Genomic DNA, 26,984 nt, shown 5'->3' on the forward strand with positions numbered 1-26,984 from the left:
AAAAATTTCTACCCATTCATTATTATAAAATAAGAAAGTTACAATTGTAAACAATGTATTAATACAATTCTAAATTGATTCAATAGATATTCAAATGAACTATATCTGATATTATTTTTCTTATTTAATGATTTTCTATACATTAATTTGAAAACATACTTTTTGTTTTACAATATATAATTGATTTTTTTGAAAGTTATTTCGTTAAATTACCTTTAGTTGGTAAATAAATTTTAGCTAAATTTAATATTTTCGTTCAGTTTTATAAATATCATGATTTGATAGACAAGGGGAACAGAAATATAATTGCTTATATAGAAAGGGGGAATAAAAATGGTATCAGTAGAAAAAATGGTTGAAGAACTTCTAAAAAAAGCATGCTATTTTGGAGCATCGGATATACATTTGTTACCAAAAAAAGATGATGTACAAATCCTTTTTCGTGTTGATGGTGATTTGAAACTTATTCAACGAATAAATAAGGAGAAGTCTAAGAGGATCATCATGCATTTAAAATTTTTAGGAAGTATGGATATAGGAGAAATAAGGCGGCCACAGACTGGAATTTTAGTTGTTAATATTAATGAAATTATATTATCACTTCGCTTGGCAACTTTACCAACAATTATTGATGAATCAATGGTTATTCGTATTCATCCCCAACAAAAAATCGCCCCAATTGAAAGTCTTTCCTTATTCCCATCTACAACTCGTAAGCTTTTGTCTTTATTACATCATTCACATGGGCTAATGATGTTTACAGGACCAACTGGCTGCGGGAAAACGACAACTTTATATTCATTATTACAATCAGCTAAAAAAGACATAGCAAGAAATATTATTACTTTAGAGGATCCGATTGAACGGAAATCTGATGAATATTTTCAAGTCCAAGTTAATGAAAAAGCAGGCTTAACATATGCAACAGGATTAAAAGCTATTCTTCGATCTGATCCGGATATAGTAATGGTAGGAGAGATTAGGGATGAAGAGACTGCGAAAATTGCCGTTCGGGCAGCATTGACCGGTCATTTAGTATTAACGACAATTCATTCTAACAACACAAAAGGTGCATTATATAGAATGTTAGAGCTTGGAATTCCAAAAGAGGAATTATTTCAGGCAATGGTTGCAATCGTTTCTCAAAGATTAGTTCCAATAAAATGCCGTTATTGTGAAGGTGAATGTAAACCAAATTGTTTTGTTAATCGAAATCACCGAAGATTAGGGGTATATGAATTGCTTTATGGTAATGCTCTAAATTCGGTTATTAATGAATTTAGAGGGATACAAGAAGAAGTTCAATTATCTACATTAAATAGTCAACTCATTAAAGGATATGCCTTAGGTTTTATTGATAACAAACATTTGGACAGAAGTATGATCTATGGGTAAATTTTTTAATAAAAGAAAATTAACTTATATTGAACAAGCTAAGCTATTAAAAATATTAGGAGAGCTTTTACAAAAAGGTTATCCTCTTATTCAAGCAATTGAATTCTTAACGATTCAATTCCCAGATGACCTAAAAGAATTGATTCATAAAGCTAACATAGCTTTGGTGGAAGGAAGATCATTTATCGATTTTGCTAAAATGCTTGGTCTTCATCAAGATGTACTCGTTTACTTGTATTATGCAGAAAAGCATGGCGATTTGTCCTTAGCGCTAAATGAAGGCAGTTTTATGCTTGCAAAAAAGATCCAACATAGAGCTTACATAAGGAAAATCATGGGGTATCCTATTTTTTTAATCGCAATATTGGTGCTAATTTTGTTTTTGTTTAGAAATATAATCATTCCTCAATATGAAATGCTATTTTCAACATTCCATTCCAATCAAAATTCTTTTATTTTCATCTATCTACAAGTTATAAAAAGATTACCTTCAATTATGTTTTCTTCTCTTTTCTTAATTGGATTGATCGTTTATGGATACTTATTTGCAATTAATAAATTAAATTCAATCGAACGGATGGATAAATTAATTCAAATTCCTTTAGTTAGTAAGTATTTAATAACAATGAATACTTATGAATTTTCAATGCAGTTAAGTATATTATTACATGCTGGATTTCCCATAGTTGATGCCCTAAAAACGATGCAGAATAATGATAGTAGGACATTTATAAAAGAAAAAGCCGTAGTATTTTACAATCAAATTTTAAACGGAATTTCTATGCAGGAAGCATTTAAAAATGAACGTGCATTTCATAAAGATATTATATTTGTGATTGAACATGGCATGAACAATAGTACTCTTAGTAAAGAACTTGCTGATTATGCTGATTATTTAAAGGATAGTATTGAAGCATACTTTCACCGATCGATAAGGATCATTCAGCCGATTATATTAATCCTTATTTCATCAAGTATTCTATCACTGTATATAGCCATCCTGTTTCCTATGTTTCAATTGATGAACAATATCTAGGAGGAGTTAGTTTGAATGAAAAAGGATTTACTTTAATTGAAATGTTAATTGTTTTATTTATCATTTCACTTCTTTTATTGCTAGTAATACCAAATTTAGGAAAGCAACAACAGTCGATTCAAACGAAAGGATGTTCTGCACTTCAAAAAATGGTCCAGTCAAGTGTTGAATCGTATCGATTAGAAAATGAACAATTACCTGAAAGTTTATCAGTCTTAAAAGAACAGGGCTATATAACAACATATAAATGCAATAACAAAGTTGAGTTATCGTATGACAAAGCAACTGGATCCGTATCTATACCTTAAAAAAAAGTTGGGTAATTCGTTTGGTTTTACATTTGTTGAAATGTTATTAGTCCTTTCAATTATGATATTGTTATTAATTTTACCAATCAATCAAGTTAGGAAGATTGAAGATGAACAAAAGTTAACATTATTTATTCAAATGCTTCAAAATGATATTTTTCTTGCACAAAGAAACGCTATAATAAAACAAATTCCTACTAGGATCATCTTTTATCAAGATAAATATGAAATGGAAGATAATTTACTAAATCCCCCTGTAGTTATTCGAAATTTTGACAAATCAATTAGCATAACTTACCTTACTTTAAAACCTCCGTTAAGATTTAACTCCGATGGTAATATCTCAAGCTCTGGAACAATTTCAATTAAATATAAAAAAGCTGAATATATTATTACTTTTTATTTAGGAAGTGGTCGATTTAAATATGATCGGAAATGAAAAAGGGTTTACATTTATCGAGGCAGTTATTTCTTTAAACTTATTAATTATTTTTTGTATTATGATTGTTCCTTCCATGTCATTATTTTTACAAAAAAAAGATAAGTTAACGATTAACAATATGGCAGATGACCTATTAACAGATATGGTTCATCTTTATTTTATTAACAGAGAAGATTTTAAAGAGGGTTTCCATACAAAGAATGGAAGAGAGTTTTTAGTAAAAATAAACTCTAGAAATAATTTAAATTCGATTTGTATTCTTTGGACTGATCGAAATAAGGAAAGTGAAATATGTGAAGAATTTACTGAATGAAAGAGGATTTACTTTACTTGAAACACTTTTTTCACTTGTTTTATTTTTAATGATTATTTCGATTTCAACTTCAAGTTTAAAAAGCTTTGTTAAACGTAATTACAGTTATGAATCCGTAAATAGGTTAGAATTAGATAATTTTATAAAAGAAGTTCAAAAAGAGGCAAACAAGAGTATAAGTTTTACAGTTCATCCTGACCTTCTTCTCTTTGAAGAGTTTAATCAAGCTACGATTAGTTATCGTAAATACGCAACGATTATTAGACGACAAAGGCTTGGATTAGGACATGAAATTGTACTTCAAAATATAAAGGATATAAAGTTTGTACAAATAAGTGAAAGGCAAATCCTAGTAAAAGTAATCGATTTAAATGGTGGGACTTATGAAAAAACTATTCGGATATTTATCAATTAAATTTAAAATACTTGGTGAAAATGGAGTGTATATACCTTACACGATCTTTATGATAAATATTTTACTAATTTTTTTTCTAATACAGATTGATATGTTTCATTCGTTAAATACCTTTTATTCTTATACGAGAAATCAAAACGAACTAGACCGTATACATTCACAAGCAATTTACGATTTAAGGCATGGTAATTTATCACTTCAAGGAAATACAATAAAGTATTATAATAATACAAAAATTATATTGAATACTTCTTTAATAACAAATGATGAATATCATGTAACTTTAACTAGTAGTAATTCAAAAATAAAAAAATATGTAGTTCAATTTAAATATAAAAAAAGTACAAACCAAGTATTTGATTGGATCGATTAAGTTGGAGGATGAAATGGAATCAATTTATTTAGTAGGATTTATGGGGTGTGGTAAAACAACTGTTGGAAAGGAATTAGCTAAAAAAGTAAACAAAAAATTTATTGATTTAGATGAGGAAATTGTTTCTCAAACAGGCAAAAGCATACCAAAATTGTTTAATGAGTTTGGTGAAAGCGGATTTCGTGAGATAGAAACGCAAATATTAAAAAATTTACCATCAAAAAAAATGATCACTTCAACAGGAGGTGGAATTATTCTTCGTGATGAAAACATTGGGTATATGAAAGAAACTGGCAAAATAATTTATCTTGAAACACCAATTGAAATAATATACGAAAGAATACATTTGGATTCTAACCGACCAAACGCTGTAAATCGATCGGTAGAAGAATTGACTGAACTATTTCAAAGGAGAGAATCACAATATAAAAAAGCAGATTATGTGATTTCAACGAATAATTTAACGCCAATTGAAATTGCGTTGGAAATCATTGACTGTTTAAATTATTCAAAAGGAGGAGATAGTAAAGATAAGTGATAAGAAAGTAAGGTGATTTCTTTTGAAAACAAATGATTATGTAAAATATATGACAGAACAATTTATTAATTATATCGATCAACCAAAAGAGAAACGTGATTCAATAAAACAAGAAAAAGAAGAGTTGAAAGCTCCATTTTCTACTAACATGTTTGGAATGTTACCATTAAGTCTAGCTTTATTTATGAAAAAAATTCAAAATCGTAAAGAAAAAGAAAAGAAAAGTATTTAGTAAATAAGACTGATTTCAAATTTAGAAGTCAGTCTTTATTTTTTTTCTATAAAATTTTTAATAGTAGGAAGAGGAACAATCTAATATAGATCTCCCTCATTAACAATTCTTCACTTAAAAGCCTTTAACTTAATTTATTCATTGTGTTTGGTGATAGATAAAAAAGTCCACCATTAATTGCATCAACATGAATAATTGGTTCATAAAGTTCTTTAAGTGCATTGAATTCTACATGGTAATTTTCAGGTTTGTCTTCATCATCTTCATAAAATTGATTTAATAAATCTAAATCATGTTGCCATCTATTCCGTGCTTCTTCAGCCCATACCATATCTTCTTTTTCAATTTTGTTTCGAAGTAATTGTTCCATTCGATTTAAACCACTAATTGGTTTAATTATAGGTGACATCGAATAGCAAAAATCAGGTATTTTAGAGTTGAACTGGATTTTTTCAAGTTTTGTATGAAAATCTTCTATAATTCTTCCAGAAATTAAATGGATCCCAAAAGAATATAAATAATCTTTTTTATGATCACAAGTAAAAGAAACCTGATAATTAACAGCTAACCAAGGGTGTAATGCAATTTGTTGGCCCATAGGTGCTTTTGTGTCTTCATAAAGTCTAATTGACTGTCCTAGTTCATTAACGATTGAGAAAATTTGGTGAAGACGTGGCGAACCGAAATGAATTTGTTCACCTTTAAGATCTTCAGGTGCATTATCACTATCTGTAATAAGTGTTAACTTCATTGGATTTGGGATGCCGCCTGTTTTTTCTAAATAATGCCAATAGAAAGGGCGATTCATTAATTTTTTATCCATCTCAATTGTTAATTGTATTTCTAAATATGTCGGAGTTTTCTTTATGATTTCACAATCATTATGTGTGAAAAAGTATTCGATATAATCATGGATTTCATGTTGCTGCATAACTATCACCTGCTTGTTTATGTTGCTGTAATTGAATGATGGACGTTAAATTTTCCATTTTAATTTTCATTTCACCTTCAGTTTTAGAGTGAATAAATATTTCATTCATATGAGCTTCAAAATCCTTATAAGGTATTCTGGTTAGAATATCATCCAGTTCTCCAATCACACGCTCAAATAAATTGATTTTTTCATAAAGTAGCCTTAGTATGTGTTCTTCAATTGAGCCAACGGTCGCAAAGTTATAGATGCTTACATCTTCTGTTTGACCAAGTCGATGTATACGACCTATTCTTTGTTCTAGTCTCATAGGATTCCATGGAAGGTCATAATTAATCATGTTTGAACAAAATTGTAGGTTAATACCTTCACCACCAGCTTCAGTTGCAATTAGAACTTGTACACGGTTTTTAAATAATTCTTTCATCCAGTCTTTCTTACCACGTTTAAAGCCACCCCGAAATGGTACAGATGTAATACCGTTTTGCTTTAATAACCATTGTAAATATAACTGTGTTGCGCGATATTCGGTAAAAATAATTACTTTATCATTTATTTTTTTTATTAATTCAACTACTTTATTTGCTTTTGAATTAGAGGTAATTTGATTAATTTGATGAAAAATTTTCTCGATATAAGGATCGGTAATCTCGATATTTTCTTTTTCAAATCTTTGAAGCATTTTTTTCATTGATACATAAACTGCTTCGCGACTGCTACAAGCTTCACGCTTAAATGTTAAAAAGGAGAAGGCTGAGTTTACCCCAGTATATTGTGATTTCTGCCATTCATCGATTAAATCATAAAGTTTTTGTTCTTCCTCATTAAAATTAATTAATACTGTTTCTACCTTTCGCTTTGTCCATTCGATGCCTGTATCCTGTCTACGATTTCGAACCATTACTTTTCCAATTAGTTCACGTAATAAGTCTTCATGTTCTAGTGAGCGGTTTTTAGCAGAAAAGTATTCTTCAAAACTAGATTTATTACCTAAATGGCCAGGTTTTAATAAAGAAACTAAATGGAAAATTTCTTCTATGTTATTTTGAACTGGAGTAGCAGTAAGCAATAAACAATATTTCTTTTTAAGATGTTGTACAAACTCATAGTTTTTTGTTTTATTATTTTTAAGTTTATGAGCTTCATCAATAATGACGAGATCATAATTAATACTTAATATTTTTTCTCGATGAGGATCTCTTTTTGCAGTATCGATTGATGATACAACAACATCACAGCTATCCCACACATAATTCTTTTTTTGTTGTGCGATTGCAGGAATATGGAATTTTGTATTTAATTCAAAGGTCCACTGTGATACAAGTGATGCTGGAACTAGTATAAGCACCTTATTAACTAAACCACGAATCATGTATTCTTTTAAAATTAAACCAGCCTCAACTGTTTTACCTAATCCTACTTCGTCAGCTAAAATTGCTTTTCCATTCATTTTTTCAATTACAGTCGTTGCTACATCTAATTGATGAGGCAATGGAGTTAAGTTAGGTAAATGAGTAGGAGCAATCATTCCTGTAAAAGATGGAATTACTAATTTTGTAGAAGTATGATAGGCAAGCTTATAATTCTCCCAATTTGACCATGGTCCATCATTTTCAAGCTTCTCTAAGAACTCCTCTTGCCACTCTGTATGGAATTTAATCTCAATTGACATGTAAACCTCACCTATTTCATTTTTATATTGGTTAATCATGAACATTATTGTGAAATAACAGCTATAATGTTCGTTATTTTATTTTTAAAAAAATTCACTTTGATATTGCTGAAACTTGTCGTTTAATGTTAGGATAATAGTGTAGAAAAAAGTAAAAATTTATTATTCTTTTATTAAACAAAAAACTCTTATTGTTAAGAAAAAACAGTTAACTAATATAGTTTGATAATATTTTCTTGTTTTCTACTAGTTTTTCCGAAAATATACAAAATATGTAAATTATTTAATGGTTAGCTGGACGAACTATTAATTTAGTTTTCCATCATGCTAGCATGTAGATAAGGGGGAAATGGCTACATGACGACTTTATTACGCACACCATTGTTTGAAGATTACAAAGTATTAGGTGGTAAAACAATTGATTTTGGTGGCTGGGAGCTACCTGTGCAATTTTCGAGCATTAAAGAAGAACACGAAGCTGTTCGTACAGCAGCTGGTTTATTTGATGTTTCTCACATGGGAGAAATTGAAGTAACTGGTAAAGATAGTCTTAAATATTTACAAAAAATGATGACAAATGATATTTCAAAATTAAATGAAGAAGGCGCATTATATACTGCAATGTGCTATGAAAATGCTGGAACGGTAGACGACTTACTAGTTTATAAACATAACGAAGAACACTATTTATTAGTTGTAAATGCGTCTAATATTGAAAAAGATTTCGCATGGTTAATTTCACATGTTGAAGGCGATGTAAAAGTAGTTAATAAAAGTAATGAAGTTGCACAATTAGCTCTTCAAGGGCCAAAATCTGTTGCAATTTTACAACGTTTAACGAATGAGAACGTTTCTGATATTAAGTATTTCACTTTCAAAGATAATGTATTAATAGGTGATTTAAATGTTTTAGTTTCACGTACAGGTTACACTGGTGAAGATGGATACGAACTATACTTAGCTGCTGAAGATGCGTCTAAGCTTTGGACTTTACTATTAGAAGCAGGTAAGGAAGACGGTTTAAAACCATGTGGATTAGGTGCACGTGATACACTTCGTTTCGAAGCGGCTTTAGCATTATATGGTCAAGAACTAACAAAAGACATTACTCCATTAGAAGCTGGTATCGGCTTTGCTGTGAAATTAAATAAAGAAGAAGATTTCTTCGGTAAAGAAGTTCTGAAAAATCAAAAAGAGCAAGGTGTACCTCGTAAACTTGTTGGAATTGAAATGATTGACAAAGGTATTCCAAGAACTCACTATCCTGTTCTTGTTAATGGGGAAGTAGTTGGTGAAGTTACAAGTGGTACGCAATCTCCAACATTAAAGAAAAATATTGGACTTGCATTAATCAAATCTGAATTTTCTGCTTTAGGTACTGAACTTGAAGTTGAAATTCGAAATAAAAAATTAAAAGCAGTTGTAGTTTCAAAACCATTTTACAAAAGAGAGAAGAAGTAACTAGGGGGAGAAAGGGGATTACCTTAATGCATCGTTATTTACCAATGACAGAGCAAGATCGTCAAGAGATGTTAAAAGTAGTAGGTGTTTCATCAGTTGATGAATTATTTAGTGATATTCCTGAAAAAGTTCGTTTTAATGGCTTATTAAACATTAAAAAGGCAAAATCTGAAACCGATTTAATTCAGGAGTTAAGCGAATTAGCAAAGAAAAACGCTAACTTAAGAGAATATGTTTCTTTCTTAGGTGCTGGTGTTTATGATCATTATTTACCAACAGTTGTAGATCATGTTATTTCCCGTTCAGAGTTTTATACTGCTTATACACCATATCAACCTGAGATTTCTCAAGGTGAGCTTCAAGCAATCTTTGAATTCCAAACAATGATTTGTGAATTAACTGGTATGGATGTGGCAAACTCGTCAATGTATGACGGTGGTACTTCTTTAGCAGAGGCAACTACTTTAGCAGCAGGTCACAATGGTAAAAAACGTATTTTAGTTTCAAAAGGTGTTCATCCACAATCACGTGAAGTTATCTTATCTTATGCAAAAGGTCAACATTTAGAGGTAGTTGAAATTGGCATTAAAGATGGAAGAACTGATATCGAAGAATTAAAAAATGAAATGAATGACAATGTAGCATGTGTTGTTGTTCAATATCCTAACTTCTATGGACAAGTAGAAGAATTAGCTGAAATCGAACCAATTGCACATACTGGTAAAAGTTTATTCGTTGTTTCAAGTAACCCATTAGCATTAGCAGCTTTAACTCCTCCAGGTGAATTCGGAGCGGATATCGTTGCAGGTGATGCTCAAACATTTGGTATTCCAACTCAATTTGGTGGACCTCACTGTGGATACTTCGCTACAACATCTAAATTAATGCGTAAAATGCCAGGTCGTTTAGTAGGGCAAACTGTTGATGGAGAAGGTCGTCGCGGATTTGTATTAACACTTCAAGCTCGCGAGCAACATATCCGTCGTGATAAAGCGACTTCAAATATTTGTTCTAACCAAGCTCTTAATGCATTAGCAGCTTCTGTTGCAATGACAGCTCTTGGTAAAAATGGTGCTGTAGAGATGGCAATGCAAAACATTTCTCGTACTCAATATATGAAGAAAAAATTAATTGAAAACGGTATCTCGGTTGTATTCGAAGGTGCTGCATTCAACGAACTTGTAATAGATGTAAAACAAAATGTTTCTGAAATCAATAAACAATTATTTACTAAGAAAATTATCGGTGGTTATGACTTAGCAAAAGTTGAACCTACTATGGAAAATCATATGTTAATCGCAGTAACTGAATTACGTTCTAAACAACATATTGATACATTTGTAGAAGAATTAGCATTATTAGTAGACGGAAAGGGGATTCAACATGCTGAAGGATCAACCGTTAGTTTTTGAGATAAGTAAAGAAGGTCGTATTGCATATAGTCTTCCTATAATGGATGTAGAAGAAATTGATATTAATGAAGTTATCCCAAGTGCTTATATCCGTAAAGAAAAAGCGGAATTACCAGAGGTTTCTGAATTAGATTTAATGCGCCATTATACTGCTTTATCTAAACGTAATCATGGTTTAGATTCAGGGTTCTACCCACTTGGATCATGTACGATGAAATACAATCCAAAAATCAACGAAGCTGTAGCTCGTATTCCAGGTTTTGCGCATATTCATCCACTTCAAGATGAGTATACTGTTCAAGGTGCATTAGAATTAATGCATGAGCTTCAACAAGAATTAAAAGAAATTACTGGAATGGATGAAGTTACTTTACAACCAGCTGCAGGTGCACATGGTGAGTGGACTGGATTAATGATTATCCGTGCTTATCACGAAAGCCGTGGTGACTTCAACCGTACTAAAGTAATCGTACCTGACTCTGCTCATGGTACAAACCCAGCATCAGCTACTGTTGCAGGTTTCGAAACAATTACGGTTAAATCAAATGAAAAAGGCTTAGTTGACTTAGATGATTTACGTCGTGTTGTTGATGAAAATGTTGCAGCATTAATGCTTACAAACCCTAATACATTAGGTCTTTTCGAAGAAGATATTTATGAAATCTCTGAGATCATCCACGCTGCTGGTGGTAAAGTTTACTATGATGGAGCAAACTTAAATGCTGTATTAAGTAAAGCACGCCCAGGAGACATGGGATTTGACGTAGTTCACTTAAATCTTCATAAAACATTCACTGGTCCTCACGGTGGAGGTGGTCCTGGTTCTGGTCCTGTTGGAGTTAAAGCAGATTTAATTCCTTACTTACCAGCACCAATCGTTGAGAAGGTTGGAGATGAGTACGTATTAAATTCAGACCGTCCAGAAACAATTGGTCGTGTTAAACCTTTCTTCGGAAACTTTGGAATTAATGTAAGAGCATATACTTATATTCGTTCAATGGGTCCTGAAGGATTAAAACAAGTAACTGAAGATGCGGTACTAAACGCTAACTACATGATGCGTCGTTTAGAGCCTCATTTCGATCTACCATTCGATCGTCATTGTAAGCATGAGTTCGTTTTAAGTGGAAAACGTCAAAAGAAATTAGGTGTTCGTACTTTAGATATTGCTAAACGCCTATTAGACTTTGGTTACCACCCACCAACAATCTACTTCCCATTAAACGTGGAAGAGTGTATCATGATCGAACCAACTGAAACAGAATCGAAAGAAACTTTAGATGCGTTCATCGATGCAATGATTACAATTGCTAAAGAAGCTGAAGAAAATCCAGAAATCGTACAAGAGGCTCCACATACAACTGTTGTAAGTCGTCTTGACGAAACTTTAGCAGCTCGTAAACCTGTATTACGTTATATTAAAGCATAAATAAAAAAAGTTCCCTCATCGAAGGGAACTTTTTTTATGGTCGAACTTCTGAGTAGTATTATAGAATCATATCAAAATGAAACTCGTGTTTTTAAACCTTCTAAAAATCTATTTAATCCGATTAATCCGACCATCAAATGCCTGGACCAATGGTAACTTTTGTTCCTTCACATAATCTTCAAAAGCATCAAAAACTGTTTGACCTTCCACTTTATTTTTCCCTGTTAGTAATACCGAGAAATTGTCACCGCCATTGGCAAGATAGCTATTTGTAGTAACAGTATAACTAGTTTGTGGATTAATTGGAGTACCATCTGTATGCATGATATTAATAACTTTTTGCCCAGAATCCTTCGTACTATCCCAAGTGTATTTTAAGCCTGATATTTGTAGCATTCGAACACTTCCATTTTCCTGCCATTGCTGATTGAGAAGTTTCCGAATTTGTTCACCAGATAATGTCATTTTAACGAGTTTAATTTTAAATGGCTGGATCGTGAACAAATCATTCAAAGTTACATCCCCTTTTGGAAGATCAGCACGGATTCCACTAAAGTTCATAAATGCGAAATCGGACTTCATTGCAATTCGTTGTGAATCTGCAATCATATCTCCTAAACTAGATTCTCCATTATGATTCTTCTTACTTAAAATGTCGTTTGCAGCTTTTCCAACGACCTTATTTACGATCGGTTCAATTTTAGATTCATAATTTTGTATCATTTTCTTTATTTCAGGATCTGGTCTAATATCATCTTGATAGACCATCTTTATACTTGCCTTTTTGTTTATGATATCTTTCGTATTTGGATCAATTTTTAACTGAATATCGGAGAAAGCTGTTCCATAAGAGTAAGATTGGACAATCAGCTTTCCGTCTACTTCTTTGTTAAGAAAAGTATGTGTATGTCCAGAAATTATTACGTCAACTTCATCATCCATTTTTTTGGCCATTCTAACGATTTCACCTGTCGCATTTCCATTTGCTTTGGACTGATTTCCACCATTATGTGCCAGCACCACGATTGTTTTTACACCTTGTTTTTTAAGTGTTTTAACTGAATCATTGATTGCTTTTACTTCATCAATAAACTTTACGCCATCTGTTTTGTTTGGTGGTGCAATCTTCGGAGTATCTTTTATTACGACGCCGATAAATCCAATCAGAACGCCATCAATATTTTTTATACTGTATGGAGTCAGGATGGTCTTACCAGTTTTATCGTCGATTACGTTGGCACATAAATAGGGGAAATTTGCTCCGTTAAAATAACCAGTTTTTTGATTATTTCCACCTTGGATCAACCTCATCATTTCATTCACACCACGATCGAATTCATGGTTTCCTAGTGTCCCATAATCAAACCCCATCTTGTTTAATACTTCAATTGTAGGTTCATCCTGAAGGAATGAGGATATTGGAGGACTTCCACCAACCATGTCACCAGCATGAACTAAAATAGTATTTTTGTTTTCCTTTTTCTTTTGATTTAAATATGCGGAAAGATATTCTACTCCGCCAACATTCCTGCCGTTAAATTTTCGGGTCGTATCTAATTGTCCATGAAAATCATTAATGCCAAGTAATTGTACTTGAATGAAACGGTTCTTATCTTTCTTGGTGTTAATAGGAATGTCTCTAGCAGTCGGATTACCAGAGACCATAAATACTCCTGCAGATAATGTAGTCGTAAGAACAAAAGCAAGAACTGCTTTTTTCAATGCGTTCCAATTCAATATACTCGCCCTCCTAATTCGCTAGTAGGTTACTTACTAAGCATAGGGAAGGATTGTTAAAGCTTCTTTACTTTAGTGTGAATTTTCAGTTAAATTTGAAAGGAGATTATAAAAAGAATGTTTGAAAGCTAATCAATCGCTAAGTCAATAACGAATCGTTAAGGTGGGACGATATCTGCTTCAAGTATACAAATTTCATTGTATTACTAGATTGATCATAAAAAGCTCCCTAATTGTTAAAATAGGGAGTTTTCTTATTGTCATTGCTATTTTTTGTTCGATTTCTTGAATTATTTATTCAACATTTTTAAAATTATTTTTATTTGCATTTTTATACAATAATTTAAAAGACCAATGGTAAATAAGGTATAAAAGAAAATTGAAGAGAGGAGGAGGGACTAAAGAGAAATAGTGTCTTTAAAACTATTAGTATACCTTTATTTCTGCTTTCTCCATTTCATGCATATACCGCCTTGTTTATTTAAGCCTAAACTCATCCCTAAAGAATCTACACGTTCTTAGTGCTATTCTTTTCACTAGATTGAATAAATACCCACAACAACATCAAATTCTTTTTGTAAAATACTAAAATTTCCCAAAAAACTTATTAATTGGTGTTGATTTTTTCTCGCATAAGGAGGATAATTGTAACATTATTTTTAACTGAAAATTAACTAAATTAGGGGTAATAAAAATGAAAATCGTAAAATTTGGTGGGTCTTCATTAGCCACTTCGGAACAAATTGAAAAAGTATTTCAGATTGTTACATCAGATGTTGAACGTAAAATTATCGTTGTATCTGCACCAGGCAAAAGATTTCCAGATGATATCAAAGTTACCGATTTACTAATTAGTTGCGCACAACTTGCCCTAGCAGGAAAGGATTATTCGAAAGAATTCAATCAAATTATTCAAAGGTATTCTGAAATTGCAAATGGATTAGGTTTATCTGAGGATATTATGAATGAAATTTCACTAGGTATCGAACTTTCGATAAGTAGTAAAAAAGATCATCCTGCAAGATATATGGATGCTGTTATGGCATGTGGTGAAGATAATTGTGCGAGATTAGTAGCATCATATTTTCAGTTAAAAGAACTTGAGGCAAGTTATATTAATCCAAAAGAAGCAGGTTTATTTGTTTCAAATGAACCAGGACATGCCCAAGTTTTAGCGAAAAGCTATGAGAACTTATTTGAATTGAGAAAGAAATCTGGAATTCTGATTTTCCCAGGATTTTTTGGATATTCAGAAGATGGACATATCGTTACATTTTCTCGCAGTGGCTCAGATATTACTGGTTCTGTTGTTGCCAACGGAGTTAAAGCTACTTTATATGAAAACTTTACTGATGTTGATGCAGTTTTTTCTGTAAATCCTACGATTATTCGTAATCCAAAGGAAATTAAGGAATTAACTTATCGAGAAATGAGAGAGTTATCATATGCAGGCTTTAACGTATTTCATGACGAAGCATTGATCCCTGCCTTTCAAGCTGGTATTCCTGTAAACATTAAAAATACGAATAATCCAATAGCTCCCGGTACACGAATCGTTAAGGAACGTACGTTATCAAACGGTCCTTTAATTGGGATCGCGAGTGATAATGGATTTTGTAGTATTTATATAAGCAAGTATTTAATGAACAGAGAAATAGGATTTGGGCGTAAAATATTGCAGATACTTGAGGATTATCAGATTTCATATGAGCATCAGCCAAGTGGAATCGACGATATTTCAATTATTATTCGCCAAAATCAATTACCAGTTGAAATAGAATTTCAAATTATTAAACGGATCCAAGATGAATTAGATGCAGACCATGTCGTCGTTGAAAGAGACCTTGCTTTGATTATGTTAGTAGGTGAGGGGATGCGTCATAACGTTGGTACTACTGCAAGAGCAAGTAAAGCTTTAGCAAATGCGGGAATAAATATTGAAATGATAAACCAAGGTTCTTCAGAAGTAAGTATGATGTTTGGAGTAAAATCATACGACGAGAAAAATGCAGTACAAGTTATTTATGAAGAATTCTTCTCAAAAGTGTCATCTAACTAAATTAATAAAATATAGATGAATAGAATGAACATCTAACGTAATTCCAGAAAATGGAATACATAAGGAGTATAAGAATATGACAGAAAAAGAAATACAATTACTTCAGTGTATTGAACAAAATGGACGCTTAAGTAATGACGTAATAGCAAAAATGATTGGAGCTACAGAAGAAGAGGTAGCTGATATATTAACAAAATTTGAAAACGATCGTATTATTCTTCAATACATTACGCTTATTGACTGGGGAAAAGTGCCAGTTCAAGAAAGTATAACTGCTATGATTGATGTAAAAGTAGCTCCAAAACGTGGGGTAGGGTTTGATGAGATTGCTGAAAAGATCTATTTATACCCGGAAGTTAAATCAGTTTATTTAATGTCAGGAACATATGACTTATCAGTTGTAGTTGAAGGAAAAACAATGACATCAATTGCTTCATTTGTATCCCAAAAACTATCGACTTTAGAATCTATATTATCAACGACTACCCATTTTATTTTAAAACGTTATAAACATGATAGTATCGTATACGGTCAAAAACAAAGTGATAAGCGCATGGTGATCACGCCATGAGTAAATTTAATTTATCAAATACAGTAACTACACTACAACCATCAGGGATTCGTAAGTTTTTTGATTTAGCGGCTAGTATGGATAATGTCATTTCACTTGGGGTAGGTGAACCAGATTTTGTCACGCCTTGGAATGTTAGGGAAGCTAGTATTTATTCGTTAGAAACAGGGCATACAGCATACACTTCAAATGCTGGACTGCTAGAATTACGTCAGGAAGTAAGTCGTTATTTTGCTAAGAAATTTGATGTGCATTATAATCCAGAAGATGAATTAATTATAACTGTAGGGGCAAGTCAAGGGATTGATATTGCTTTAAGAACAATTTTAAATCCTGGAGACGAAGTAATCGTTATTGATCCATGCTTTGTTTCATATGCTCCTTTAGTTTCACTAGCAGGCGGTGTACCAGTTCATTTAGCAACGACAGGAGAAGAAGAGTTTAAAATCAATCTTCAAGCGTTGAAGAAGAAGCTTACACCGAAAACAAAAGCGATCTTACTTTGTAATCCTAATAATCCAACGGGTACTTTACTGGAAAAAGAATTATTAGAGGATTTAGCCGTATTTGTTAAAAAACATAATTTAATTGTTATTTCTGATGAAATTTATGCTGAACTTGTTTATGATGGCGAATATACAAGCTTTGCAAATATCGATGGAATGCGAGACCATACAATTTTAATTTCTGGATTTTCTAAGACTTTTGCAATGACAGGATGGAGACTTGGAATTGTAGCAGCACCTTCGGACATTATTTCCCATATGCTTAAAGTTCATCAATATGCAATTATGTGTGCACCTACTATGTCACAGCATGCTGCAGTTGAAGCACTTCGAAATGGAGATCATGATGTAGAACAAATGAGACGCAGTTATATGCAACGTCGTAATTATCTTGTGCAATCTCTTCAAGAAATTGGCTTATCATGTCATCTTCCAGGTGGAGCTTTTTATGTATTCCCATCAATACAGAATACGGGCTTAACATCTGAGGAGTTCGCTGAACAATTATTATTAAAAGAGAGAGTAGCGGTCGTCCCGGGAAATGTTTTTGGAGAATGTGGTGAAGGGTATATTCGATGTTCTTACGCAACTTCATTAAATCAATTAATTGAAGCTACAAAAAGGATTAATCGATTTTTACAAACTCTTCCAACTTACCAACCAACTAATTTTATAAAAGTTGAAAGTAAATAAAAATAAAGCTCTTGTTCTCTATTTGAGGAAACAAGAGCTTTTATTTTATTGCAGTAATTAATTCCTTTGCTTGAGCTTCAAGTATTCTTTCACTAAAAATTGATGTAATTAAGTCATCGTACCCTAAGGTGTCACATAATATCCAGTTATTTTGCAATTCCAGAGGTAGCGATTTTATTTTATCTTGTAATTCATTCATAAGAGTTCCTGAAAAAAATAAATAAGGAACGATTATTACTTGATGATTTTTTTCAGTCAATAGTTGATTCCAAGCTTCTTGAATCGACGGCTTTGAAACTGCCATAAAAGCGGGGAGAACAGGATACTTTAATTTTGCTTCAAGTAGTTTAACGATTGAATTGAAATCATCTATAGTTAATGGATCACTGCTTCCACGACCAACTAGCAGAATTTTAGTTGGCTTTATCAAATGCTTAACCTTTTCATTTATTCTTTTTTTGATTAATTCGATCATGTTTTTGTGAATTCCGATTGGAGTGGCAATCTTTATTTTTATGTGTGGATATTCCTCTTGAAATTTCGCGATTTCAAGAGGAATATCCACCTTTGCATGATTTGCAGAAAGGAGTAAAACCGGCAATACAGTTACCGATTTTGCTCCTTTACGCAAACAATTCTCTAATCCAACTGAAATTGATGGTTCAGCGAGTTCAATAAAACTAATTTCTTGAATAGGGTAATCAATTTGTTTTTGTACTTTTTTAACAAATTGTATGGCTGAATGGACAGCCGATTTTACACGGCTTCCATGACAAACATATAAGATTGCATCCATTCTAAATCACCTCGTTTTATTCTAGGCGAGAATTTAAAGAGAGGAATAATTAATGTTCCTATGTTCATTCATAGAATTATAATTAGTCTCAAACCATTGTAATTGATGGTGTAAATTAACTACTTCTCCAACGATAATCATACTAGGATTGGATACTTTTTCTTTTTCAACGTCTGATATTACATTTTTTAATGTACTAATAATCGTTCGCTGTTGTTCAGTAGTACCATAATGAATCAGTGCAACAGGGGTGTCTTGGTGTTTTCCATTCGATATTAGTTGATGACGAATATATGGTAAGTTATTAACTCCCATATAAATTGCTAATGTGTCAATGCCTTTAGCTAAAGAGGCCCATTTAACCGTATCCTCTTCTTTGCAATGACCTGTTACAAAAGCAAAGGAACTACTATAATCACGATGGGTGACAGGTATACCAGCATAAGCTGGAGCTGCTATACCTGATGTAATGCCAGGAACGATTTCAAAGGAGACACCACGTTCTACAAGATAAGTTGCTTCTTCACCACCACGACCAAAAATGAAAGGATCTCCACCTTTTAATCTAACTACGTTTTTTCCTTTTTTTGCATACTTCACTAAGAAAGCATTTATTGTTTCTTGTTTTAATGCATGGTAGTTTGGGAGTTTACCAGCGTATATTAACTCGACAGATTCTTTTGCATACTCTAATAGCTCTTTATTAACTAGTCGGTCATATATAATGACATCTGCATTTTGAATGCACTTTAGTCCTTTTACTGTAATTAGATCAACATCCCCTGGTCCAGCACCAACTAAATAAACTTTTCCAATCATTCCACACACCTCGTCATCATCGTTTACTTAAAACTTCTATATCTAAAACAAATCCACCACTTTGACTTACTTTCTTCTTTTCATACATTAGTAGTTCTTTAACGTCCGGTTTTTTTACATAAAACTTTTCAAGTTCTGTATCAACAAGCTTAAATGCTTTTTCATCATCACTTGCTAATATAACAATAGGAACTATACGGCCTTCGATTGATGCTTCAAATCTATATAAAAACATATGTCACCGACTTTCTTTAAGATGCTTTTACAGTTTCAAGAATGGAAGTTAAATATGTTTGTAATTCTTCAATTCCAACTCTTGCTACATAATCTAAAAAGGCTTCTGAAGGGAGTTTATTTTCCTTAAAGTGCTGCAAGAATTTTTCTAATACTAGGTGAAGGGCAGGGGATTCAACCTTCCCTTTTAATTTTTCATTTAATTTACCACCGTTGGCTAATGTACCACCTACATAGATCTCAAAAGCCTCTACTAATTCTTTTTTCTCATTACGAGCCTTGATTCCTTGAAGTCCTATATCAGCGATTGCTCTTTGACCACAAGAGTTAGGGCAACCAACCATATGAATTCTAACAGGTACATCTAAAGTGATTTTTTCATCTAAATAAGAAGCTGTTTCCTTCATACGAGCTTTCGTTTCGACTAAAGCTAAATTGCAGTATTCATTTCCTGTACAAGCAACAGAATAACCAATAAATTTTGGCGGTATTGGTGTGAATTTTTCAAGTATTGGTTCTTTCAATAATTCATCAATATTTTCTGCTGGAATATTTGGCAAAATTAAATTTTGTGAATTACAATTGCGTATTTCACCATTACCGTATTTTTTTACAATTCTAGCTAACTCAAAAACTTCCTTAGAATGCAATCTTCCAACAGGGATACTTAATCCAACATAATTTAATCCTTCTTGCTTTTGTGGTTGTACCCCATAAAAATATCCTGCATTCCATGACTGTTCAAAGCCAGTTCCTTTTGTTAATAGCTTACCTGTATATCCTTCTAAAACTTCTTTAAACTTTTCTACGCCCCAATCAGCGACTAAAAACTTTAAACGAGAGTGATGGCGTTTCTCACGGTAGCCATAATCTCTAAAGATTGTTGTAACGGCGATTGCAACTTCCTTCACTTGATGTGGTAACAGGAATACATCCAGTTCTTGAGCTAAATGTGGAGCGGAAGATAGCCCGCCACCAACTTTTAAATGGAAACCAGAAGTTTCTTTGCCGTTAATTTCTTTAATAGCCGGAATAAATGAAATGCAGTTAATTTCTGCATTCGAAGCATTATTTTTATTTGTACTGATCGACATTTTATATTTTCTAGGCAGATTCGAGAATTCTTCATTAAACTGAAAGAATTCATAAACTTCCTTCACAATAGGTGTAGTATCAAATAATTCATTCGGATCGATCCCTGCAAGTGGATTTCCAACGATATTACGTGTTATATCTCCACATGCACCAGCACTAGATAGACCAACTTTTTCTAAACGAGTGAAAATATCTGGTATTTGATCAATTGTTAACCAATGAAATTGGATCGCTTGTCGGGTTGTAATATCATATACATCTCGACCATAATCACGAGCGATTTCTGCTAATGTTATAAGCTGTTCATGTGTTAATATGCCAGACGGAACATTAACTCGCATCATAAAATAGCCGGCTTCCTTTGGTTTTTGTAAATAGCATCCAGCCCACTTGAATAAATCCCATTGATCTTTTGGAATTGATTCAAACCCATTTTTAGCATAGTAGGGGATGTCATCGTAAATTTTAAGTCCATCCTTAACGAGTTTCTTTTTTTCAGTTTCATTTAGCTTAAGATTGTCTTTCCATTTTTTCTCAAATGCCATCGAACATCACCTTACCCAATATAATTTTTACTCTTTAAAAATTGCAATATTGTTTCAACACATTCTTGTACAGATTGCTTATCAGTATTTAATGTAATTTCTGGATTTATTGGTGCTTCATACGGAGAGCTGATGCCCGTAAAGTTTTGAATTTCACCATTTTTTGCTTTTTTATAAAGTCCTTTCGGATCTCTACTTTCACAAGTTTCAACGGAGCATTCTACGTAAACTTCAATAAACTCATCTTGTTCGACTAATGACCGAACGATATTTCGATCAGCAATAAATGGGGAGATAAAAGCCGTTAAGACAATTTGCCCATTATCAACAAAGAGTTTTGCTACTTCACCAATTCGTCTTATGTTTTCAGTTCGATCATAATCAGTGAATCCTAGATCTTTGTTTAAACCGTGACGAATATTATCACCATCTAATACGTATTGTTGAACATTAAGATGGAATAGTGCTTTTGCAACCTCGTTAGCAATCGTCGATTTACCTGAAGCAGATAAACCAGTAAACCATAAAATACAGCTGTGGTGATTGTTTTTTTGACGACGGTCTTCTTTTGAAATACTAGCCTGATGCCAAACGATATTTTTAGACATTTAACTTTACTCCTAATCTACAGAAATTGATTCAGGTTCTTTTAAACCTTCAATTAGTACTTCAACAACTTCTTTTCTACTAAAAGCAGAAGGAGGAATTTCACCTTTTTTTAGCATTTCACGAACCTTCGTACCGGATAACGTTACGTGATACTCGCTACTATGCGGGCATGTTTTGGTAGATGCCATATTTTCGCACTTTGAGCAATAGAAACTATTTTCAAAGAATAGGAGAGAGATACCTAATTCGTCTTGTGAAAACTTTTGAAAGATTTTTTGTGCATCATAAGTTCCGTAATAATTACCAACACCAGCATGATCACGACCAACAATAAAATGCGTGCATCCGTAATTTTTTCTAACAATCGAATGGAACACAGCTTCTCTTGGTCCTGCATATCGCATTGCGGCAGGGAATACGGCTAAAAATACACGATCTGTTGGATAATAGTTTTGGAGTAATACTTTATAGCTTTTCATTCGGACTTCTGCAGGAATATCGTCCGATTTTGTTTCTCCAACTAATGGGTTTAAGAACAAACCATCCACAATTTCAAGTGCGGTTTTCTGAATATATTCATGGGCACGATGAACTGGATTACGAGTTTGAAACCCAACTATTTTCTTCCAATTTAATGATGCAAATTTTTCTCTCGTTTCTTTTGGACTTAAATAATGTTCAGTGAATTGAGTACGATTAATTTGTCTAATAACAGTTACTTCGCCACCTAAGTAAACATCACCACGAGAATACATTTTTGCTACTCCAGGGTGGTTTGTGTCAGTTGTACCATAAACAAACTGAGCCTCAAGTAATTTGTTAGGTGTATAAATATCATCAATCTTTAATAAGCCATATACATTATTTTCCCAAGTCAGTTTAACTAGTTCTCCTAGTTTTAGATTGCTAGCTAATTGTCCACTAATAGGAAGGGTAATTGGAATACTCCACACATTCCCGTCTTTTAATCTCATTGTGCTTACGACTTGCTCATAATCATCCTTTCCTAAATAACCAGTAAGGGGACTATAAGCTCCATTTCCAATTAACTCTAGATCACTTAACGCAATTAAATCTAAAGGAATTTCCTTCAAACCATCTTTAACAGTAACTTCTGGATTAAAGCGATTAATTAAGACACCGCCATGAGGGGCTAAACTCATTTCTAAACACTCCTTCAATTTTCCTATTTTAATAGTTAGTAAGAATAAACTTTCATTTTTTAGCATCTATTATAGACAACTAATCATGTAACCCACATTCAGTTTTTTGTGATCCAGACCAACGACCAGAGCGACTATCTGAAGAACTTGAAGCAGGTAATGTACATACCTCACAACCAATACTCGGGTACCCTATATCGTGTAAAGGATTGTACGGTAGATTTTTGTAATAGACATATCGCCAAACTTCCTTCCAAGTCCAATGGATTAACGGACAAATTTTAATTGAGCTGAACTTATTATCTAGATTAAGAAATTCTGTTTTTTGTCTTGAAGGAGATTGTTCCCTTCTTAAGCCAGACACCCAAGCTGGAGCCCCCTTTAGAGCTTCTTGAAGCGGTAGGATTTTGCGAATATTACAGCACTTATTCGGTTCACGTTTCCATAACTCATCTCCATGAATACTTGCTTGCTCTTCTAAAGTCAGACTTGGTGTTTTCTTTTCTATTTGTAAGCTTGGATATTTAGCTTGCACGCGGTCTATTAATTCATAAGTTTCCTTGAAATGTAGGCCGGTCTCTAAGAAAACAACCTTTGCATCAGGTTTTACTTTTGAAATTAAATCAATTAATAAGATTCCCTCAACTCCAAAGCTGCAAGCATAAACTAGGTCATCACCATAGGTTTTGTAAGCCCACTCTAGTACTTCAAGTGCACCTTTTGTTTCATTATCAATCGAAAAGTCAGGAATGCTTTTCACGTTCCAATTTTCAAATCTCATTTTCTTTCCTCCAATTGACTATTGAAGCCAAGTTATCCTAAAAAGAAAAGGCAGCTCAAATCTACATTTTCATACGTAGACTTGAGCTGCCTCTAGTTTTTCTAGTCAGCAGGAACATATTTACTTTAATCGTATTTTTTCTTGCTTTTCTACTTGAATAATTCTCCCATCTTGAACGACTAATGTGATTGTTCCAAATCTTAAACCATTAAGTAACGATTCCACGACCTCAATGATGGGTTTTAAGTCGTTGGTTTGGCTCATGAGCTTCCTCCTAGAATTTAATTACAACTAAGTCTATCAGAATTATATGGATTGTCAATTTCAAAAATGATAATTTATTAAAAATTTATATATTTCTTAATTTTGTATGATGTGATTAAAGTTCCCCAAGATATGTCAAATATATGGAAATTATTAGTAAAATCCATTATGATAAATAAAACAGTGAACTAATAAGATTGTTCCAAAAGTAAAACTCTGTTTTGCAATTTAATATTTAACAAAAATTATTTTGTTCTTATAAGCTATTAATGAATATACAATTATGTAAGAAAGTATAATAATGGAATAACAATTATTTACACCAAAAGGAGGCACGTTTTGACGATTCTTCATAACGAACCATTAATTTCAGCCGTAATAGCGTGGTTTATTGCGCAGTTTTTAAAAGTCATTATTCATTTATTTAAAGAAAAAGAATTTGATATATCTAAGTTTTTTGCTTCTGGTGGTATGCCAAGTTCACATTCCTCAACAGTTACTGGATTAGCATTAAGTGTTGGATTAACAGAAGGATTTGAAAATGTTACTTTCGCAATCTCAGCAATTTTTGCTACGATTATTATGTATGATGCTTCTGGTGTAAGATTGGCTGTTAGTAAACATGCAAAGTTATTAAATGATTTTTTTCATGGAAGAATTAAAAATTATAAAGCATTAAATGAACTAGTAGGTCATACTTCATATGAAGTTGTTGTTGGAGCATTAATTGGAATCATCATTGCAATCATAGTTTCAAGATTTTAACGCTCTAATATAAATCAAATTGATTTATATTATGGGCGTTTTTTTACATGTTTTCTGACTCAAAATATAAATCAATAGGCGAATTTACATCGGTTTGATAAGATATTGGTAGGATATGTAAATAAGGAGTGGAAAAATGAAAAGTACAGTAAGTGAAAATAGTGCTTGGAAAAAGGTGGGTCGAACGATTTATCAATTCCGATATTTTGTTATTGCAATTTTAGCTGTATTTTCAATCATTCTAGGTATTTATTCGAAGCATTTACCTGGCATTTTAGATGGAGATGGTTTTAGAACACCTGGAGAGTATGAAAAAGCTAAGAATGTACTTGAAAAAGAATTTGAACAATCGCCAGATTCACTCATCATTTTACTTGAGCGAAAAAAGGGTGCCACAAGCGTCGAATTCCAATCTGACATTGAACGGATTGTGAAGGAAGTTCAAAAAGAAAAGAATATAAAACAATTTCATGACCCTCTAACGAATCCGGGTATGAAAAAAGATAATATTGCTTACATGTCTCTTTTATACAATGAGAAGGATCACGATAAGCTTGTTGATCTAAACAATAAATTTGCAAAAAAGGTAGAGTCATTATCAGATGATACAGTAAAGGTAGGGACAACTGGATTTACAATCATTAGTGATGTAATGAATAAAACTAGTCAAGAAGACTTAAAGAAAGCAGAAATGATTGGTGTTCCGATTGCGTTTATCGTTCTATTTTTTGCGTTTGGAAGTTTAGTTGCATCTGCTATTCCAATCATAATCGGTATGATTAGTATTTTAAGTACATTTGGAATTCTATTCTTTATAGGTAAGCATGTTGATTTATCAATCTTTGTCTTAAATGTTGCACCGATGATTGGATTAGCATTATCAATCGATTTTGCGTTATTATTCGTAAGCCGTTATAAAACTGAATTACAAAATCATTCAACAGTGAAAGAAGCAATTAGTGTAACATTTGCAACTGCAGGAAGAGCGATTATTTTTTCAGGTATTTGTGTATTTATTGGATTATCAGCGCTGTACTTCATAAATATTGATCTATTTAGAAGTGTCGCAATAAGTGGGGCAGTTGTTGTATTAGTTAGTTTATTTTTATCTTTAACTTTATTACCAGCAGTACTTTCAGCTCTTGGTAAAAATATTAATAAAGGTACGTTAAAATCGATTGCGAATCGAAGCCAAGACCAGCAACAAGCAGTTTGGAGAAAATTTGCAAATTTCGTTATGAAAAGACCAATCATCATGGCACTAACATCATTAATCATTTTAGGTCTTTTCGTCATTCCAATCAGGGATGTGCACCTAAATATACCGACAATTGATGCACTACCAAAGGATGCAACGTCGCGAATTAATTATGAAAAATATCAAAAAGCTTTTCTTCCGGAAGCTCAAAAACACGGAACGATCTCAATTGTTTTAGAATCTAATACTGATTTTTTAAAGCAAAATAATGTTAACGCATTAGATAAAATTCAGAAGAAGCTTGAAGATGACAAAAATGTTTATGAAGTTAAAAGTGTATTAAATGCAGTTAATTTAAACGCTCAGCAATTATTACCTGCTTTAAAATCTCCAAATGCATCAAAAATTCAGCCTGCGATTGATGCCTATATTAAAAAGAATAAAACTTATATTCAAGTATTCTTTAATTCTGATCCTAAATCAGGAAAAGGAAAGCAATGGGTAAGGGATTTTGAAGATAAATATAATGGGAAAATTGAGGGACTTGATTATACTGTAGGTGGCCAAGTGAAATTTGAACAAGAATTATTTGATGAGATTACAGATAATATTGTATACGGTTTACTTGTGATTATGGTTAGTACTTTTATCATACTAATGATTGCATTTAGGTCCATTATCATTCCAATCAAAGCGATATTGATGAATGTATTATCTTTAAGTGCAACGTTTGGAATCATTACTTGGCTATTTCAAGGTGGTAATTTTGGCCTACCTCAATCTGATATCATGTTGATTTTACCAGTGTTTGTCTTTGGATTAGTTTTCGGTTTAAGTATGGACTATGAAGTATTTTTAATGTCGAGAATGCAAGAGCTATATTATGAATCGGGAGATAATACTTATTCAACAAGAGAAGGATTAGTATCGACGAGCCGAATCATCACATCAGCAGCATCCATTATGATTGTTATTACAGGAGCATTTGCTTTTACGGATATGGTACCTGTTAAACAGATGGGAATCGGGATTGCTATAGCCATTTTCTTGGATGCTACAATCGTTCGCTTAGTTTTAGTTCCTAGCTTAATGCAGTTATTTGGAAAATGGAATTGGTGGTTTCCATTTGCGAAAAATAAAATCGAGGAACCATCTGAACGAGTTGGATAATTCAATTAAAGGAAACTGTTAT

The 26,984-nt window shown here is 32.6% G+C and carries 28 protein-coding genes; 17 read left to right on the forward strand and 11 right to left on the reverse strand.

Annotated features, from left to right (window positions below; translation table 11 throughout):
* The first annotated feature begins 333 nt into the window (after positions 1-333).
* The 9 genes from comGA to AN960_RS19495 are packed head-to-tail and all read left to right on the forward strand — an operon-like array spanning position 334 to position 5,052.
* Entirely contained in the window at positions 334-1,395 is a 1,062-nt protein-coding gene (comGA, locus tag AN960_RS19455) for a competence type IV pilus ATPase ComGA (RefSeq protein WP_056475054.1), read from the forward strand.
* Complete coding sequence (gene comGB / locus AN960_RS19460; RefSeq protein ID WP_056475055.1) at positions 1,388-2,431, forward strand: competence type IV pilus assembly protein ComGB; 1,044 nt, start codon at positions 1,388-1,390, stop codon at positions 2,429-2,431. Before comGA ends, comGB begins: the two co-directional genes overlap by 8 nt.
* An 11-nt stretch (positions 2,432-2,442) precedes the next feature.
* Positions 2,443-2,739, forward strand: a complete 297-nt coding sequence (gene comGC, locus AN960_RS19465) for a competence type IV pilus major pilin ComGC (protein WP_082459599.1) — start codon at positions 2,443-2,445, stop codon at positions 2,737-2,739.
* Entirely contained in the window at positions 2,705-3,178 is a 474-nt protein-coding gene (comGD, locus tag AN960_RS19470; RefSeq protein WP_056475058.1) for a competence type IV pilus minor pilin ComGD, read from the forward strand. The genes comGC and comGD overlap by 35 nt, the downstream gene beginning before the upstream one ends.
* Positions 3,165-3,494: a pilus assembly FimT family protein gene (locus AN960_RS19475; protein WP_056475059.1), complete on the forward strand. Its 330-nt coding sequence runs from the start codon at positions 3,165-3,167 to the stop codon at positions 3,492-3,494. The genes comGD and AN960_RS19475 overlap by 14 nt, the downstream gene beginning before the upstream one ends.
* The gene (gene comGF, locus AN960_RS19480) at positions 3,475-3,909 is read left to right on the forward strand and encodes a competence type IV pilus minor pilin ComGF (protein ID WP_056475060.1); all 435 of its coding nucleotides are present in this window, start codon (positions 3,475-3,477) and stop codon (positions 3,907-3,909) included. The genes AN960_RS19475 and comGF overlap by 20 nt, the downstream gene beginning before the upstream one ends.
* Positions 3,878-4,282: a hypothetical protein gene (locus AN960_RS19485; protein ID WP_056475063.1), complete on the forward strand. Its 405-nt coding sequence runs from the start codon at positions 3,878-3,880 to the stop codon at positions 4,280-4,282. Before comGF ends, AN960_RS19485 begins: the two co-directional genes overlap by 32 nt.
* 13 nt (positions 4,283-4,295) lie before the next feature.
* Positions 4,296-4,820: a shikimate kinase gene (locus AN960_RS19490; RefSeq protein ID WP_056475066.1), complete on the forward strand. Its 525-nt coding sequence runs from the start codon at positions 4,296-4,298 to the stop codon at positions 4,818-4,820.
* Positions 4,821-4,842: 22 nt separating this feature from the next.
* A complete protein-coding gene (locus tag AN960_RS19495) occupies positions 4,843-5,052 on the forward strand; it encodes a YqzE family protein (RefSeq protein ID WP_056475068.1) in 210 nt (69 codons plus the stop codon).
* Positions 5,053-5,176: 124 nt separating this feature from the next.
* Here the strand turns inward: AN960_RS19495 and AN960_RS19500 are convergent, their stop codons facing one another.
* Together AN960_RS19500 and AN960_RS19505 are read right to left on the reverse strand one after the other, a co-directional pair.
* Entirely contained in the window at positions 5,177-5,983 is an 807-nt protein-coding gene (locus tag AN960_RS19500) for a YqhG family protein (RefSeq protein WP_056475072.1), read from the reverse strand.
* On the reverse strand, positions 5,970-7,655 hold the full coding sequence (locus tag AN960_RS19505) for a DEAD/DEAH box helicase (RefSeq protein WP_056475075.1): 1,686 nt from the start codon (positions 7,653-7,655) through the stop codon (positions 5,970-5,972). Before AN960_RS19505 ends, AN960_RS19500 begins: the two co-directional genes overlap by 14 nt.
* A gap of 357 nt (positions 7,656-8,012) precedes the next feature.
* On the opposite strand from AN960_RS19505, the gene gcvT reads away from it, so the two are divergent.
* The 3 genes from gcvT to gcvPB are packed head-to-tail and all read left to right on the forward strand — an operon-like array spanning position 8,013 to position 11,957.
* Positions 8,013-9,116, forward strand: a complete 1,104-nt coding sequence (gene gcvT / locus AN960_RS19510) for a glycine cleavage system aminomethyltransferase GcvT (RefSeq protein WP_056475077.1) — start codon at positions 8,013-8,015, stop codon at positions 9,114-9,116.
* A gap of 26 nt (positions 9,117-9,142) precedes the next feature.
* Positions 9,143-10,528: an aminomethyl-transferring glycine dehydrogenase subunit GcvPA gene (gcvPA, locus tag AN960_RS19515; RefSeq protein WP_056475079.1), complete on the forward strand. Its 1,386-nt coding sequence runs from the start codon at positions 9,143-9,145 to the stop codon at positions 10,526-10,528.
* On the forward strand, positions 10,500-11,957 hold the full coding sequence (gene gcvPB, locus AN960_RS19520; RefSeq protein WP_056475082.1) for an aminomethyl-transferring glycine dehydrogenase subunit GcvPB: 1,458 nt from the start codon (positions 10,500-10,502) through the stop codon (positions 11,955-11,957). The genes gcvPA and gcvPB overlap by 29 nt, the downstream gene beginning before the upstream one ends.
* A gap of 108 nt (positions 11,958-12,065) precedes the next feature.
* Here the strand turns inward: gcvPB and AN960_RS19525 are convergent, their stop codons facing one another.
* Complete coding sequence (locus AN960_RS19525; protein WP_082459615.1) at positions 12,066-13,622, reverse strand: bifunctional metallophosphatase/5'-nucleotidase; 1,557 nt, start codon at positions 13,620-13,622, stop codon at positions 12,066-12,068.
* 766 nt (positions 13,623-14,388) lie between these two features.
* On the opposite strand from AN960_RS19525, the gene AN960_RS19530 reads away from it, so the two are divergent.
* The 3 genes from AN960_RS19530 (at position 14,389) to AN960_RS19540 (ending at position 17,523) form a co-directional block, all read left to right on the forward strand.
* The gene (locus AN960_RS19530; protein WP_056475083.1) at positions 14,389-15,753 is read left to right on the forward strand and encodes an aspartate kinase; all 1,365 of its coding nucleotides are present in this window, start codon (positions 14,389-14,391) and stop codon (positions 15,751-15,753) included.
* A 76-nt stretch (positions 15,754-15,829) separates the two neighbouring features.
* On the forward strand, positions 15,830-16,324 hold the full coding sequence (locus AN960_RS19535) for an Lrp/AsnC family transcriptional regulator (protein ID WP_056475086.1): 495 nt from the start codon (positions 15,830-15,832) through the stop codon (positions 16,322-16,324).
* Positions 16,321-17,523, forward strand: a complete 1,203-nt coding sequence (locus tag AN960_RS19540) for an aminotransferase (RefSeq protein ID WP_056475090.1) — start codon at positions 16,321-16,323, stop codon at positions 17,521-17,523. The genes AN960_RS19535 and AN960_RS19540 overlap by 4 nt, the downstream gene beginning before the upstream one ends.
* 40 nt (positions 17,524-17,563) lie before the next feature.
* Here the strand turns inward: AN960_RS19540 and AN960_RS19545 are convergent, their stop codons facing one another.
* From AN960_RS19545 to AN960_RS19580, 8 genes are all read right to left on the reverse strand, one after another.
* Positions 17,564-18,319, reverse strand: a complete 756-nt coding sequence (locus tag AN960_RS19545; protein WP_056475093.1) for a sirohydrochlorin chelatase — start codon at positions 18,317-18,319, stop codon at positions 17,564-17,566.
* Positions 18,320-18,352: 33 nt separating this feature from the next.
* Complete coding sequence (cobA, locus tag AN960_RS19550) at positions 18,353-19,138, reverse strand: uroporphyrinogen-III C-methyltransferase (protein ID WP_056475097.1); 786 nt, start codon at positions 19,136-19,138, stop codon at positions 18,353-18,355.
* A gap of 16 nt (positions 19,139-19,154) precedes the next feature.
* A complete protein-coding gene (locus AN960_RS19555; RefSeq protein ID WP_056475100.1) occupies positions 19,155-19,373 on the reverse strand; it encodes a DUF3906 family protein in 219 nt (72 codons plus the stop codon).
* 16 nt (positions 19,374-19,389) lie between these two features.
* Positions 19,390-21,012 carry a nitrite/sulfite reductase gene (locus AN960_RS19560; protein WP_056475101.1) on the reverse strand — a complete coding sequence of 541 codons (1,623 nt, stop codon included), beginning with the start codon at positions 21,010-21,012 and terminating at the stop codon, positions 19,390-19,392.
* Positions 21,013-21,023: 11 nt separating this feature from the next.
* A complete protein-coding gene (gene cysC / locus AN960_RS19565; RefSeq protein WP_056475104.1) occupies positions 21,024-21,620 on the reverse strand; it encodes an adenylyl-sulfate kinase in 597 nt (198 codons plus the stop codon).
* 12 nt (positions 21,621-21,632) lie between these two features.
* Positions 21,633-22,784, reverse strand: a complete 1,152-nt coding sequence (sat, locus tag AN960_RS19570; protein ID WP_056475107.1) for a sulfate adenylyltransferase — start codon at positions 22,782-22,784, stop codon at positions 21,633-21,635.
* 79 nt (positions 22,785-22,863) lie between these two features.
* A complete protein-coding gene (locus AN960_RS19575; RefSeq protein WP_056475110.1) occupies positions 22,864-23,565 on the reverse strand; it encodes a phosphoadenylyl-sulfate reductase in 702 nt (233 codons plus the stop codon).
* A gap of 120 nt (positions 23,566-23,685) precedes the next feature.
* Positions 23,686-23,829, reverse strand: a complete 144-nt coding sequence (locus tag AN960_RS19580; protein ID WP_056475111.1) for a YezD family protein — start codon at positions 23,827-23,829, stop codon at positions 23,686-23,688.
* 339 nt (positions 23,830-24,168) lie between these two features.
* Between AN960_RS19580 and AN960_RS19585 the strand changes: the two genes are divergently transcribed.
* Complete coding sequence (locus tag AN960_RS19585) at positions 24,169-24,594, forward strand: divergent PAP2 family protein (RefSeq protein ID WP_335486216.1); 426 nt, start codon at positions 24,169-24,171, stop codon at positions 24,592-24,594.
* Between the two features lie 136 nt (positions 24,595-24,730).
* Complete coding sequence (locus AN960_RS19590) at positions 24,731-26,962, forward strand: MMPL family transporter (RefSeq protein WP_056475114.1); 2,232 nt, start codon at positions 24,731-24,733, stop codon at positions 26,960-26,962.
* Positions 26,963-26,984 lie beyond the last annotated feature (22 nt).

It is taken from the genome of Bacillus sp. FJAT-25509, assembly GCF_001420605.1.
Classification (GTDB): domain Bacteria; phylum Bacillota; class Bacilli; order Bacillales; family Bacillaceae_G; genus Gottfriedia.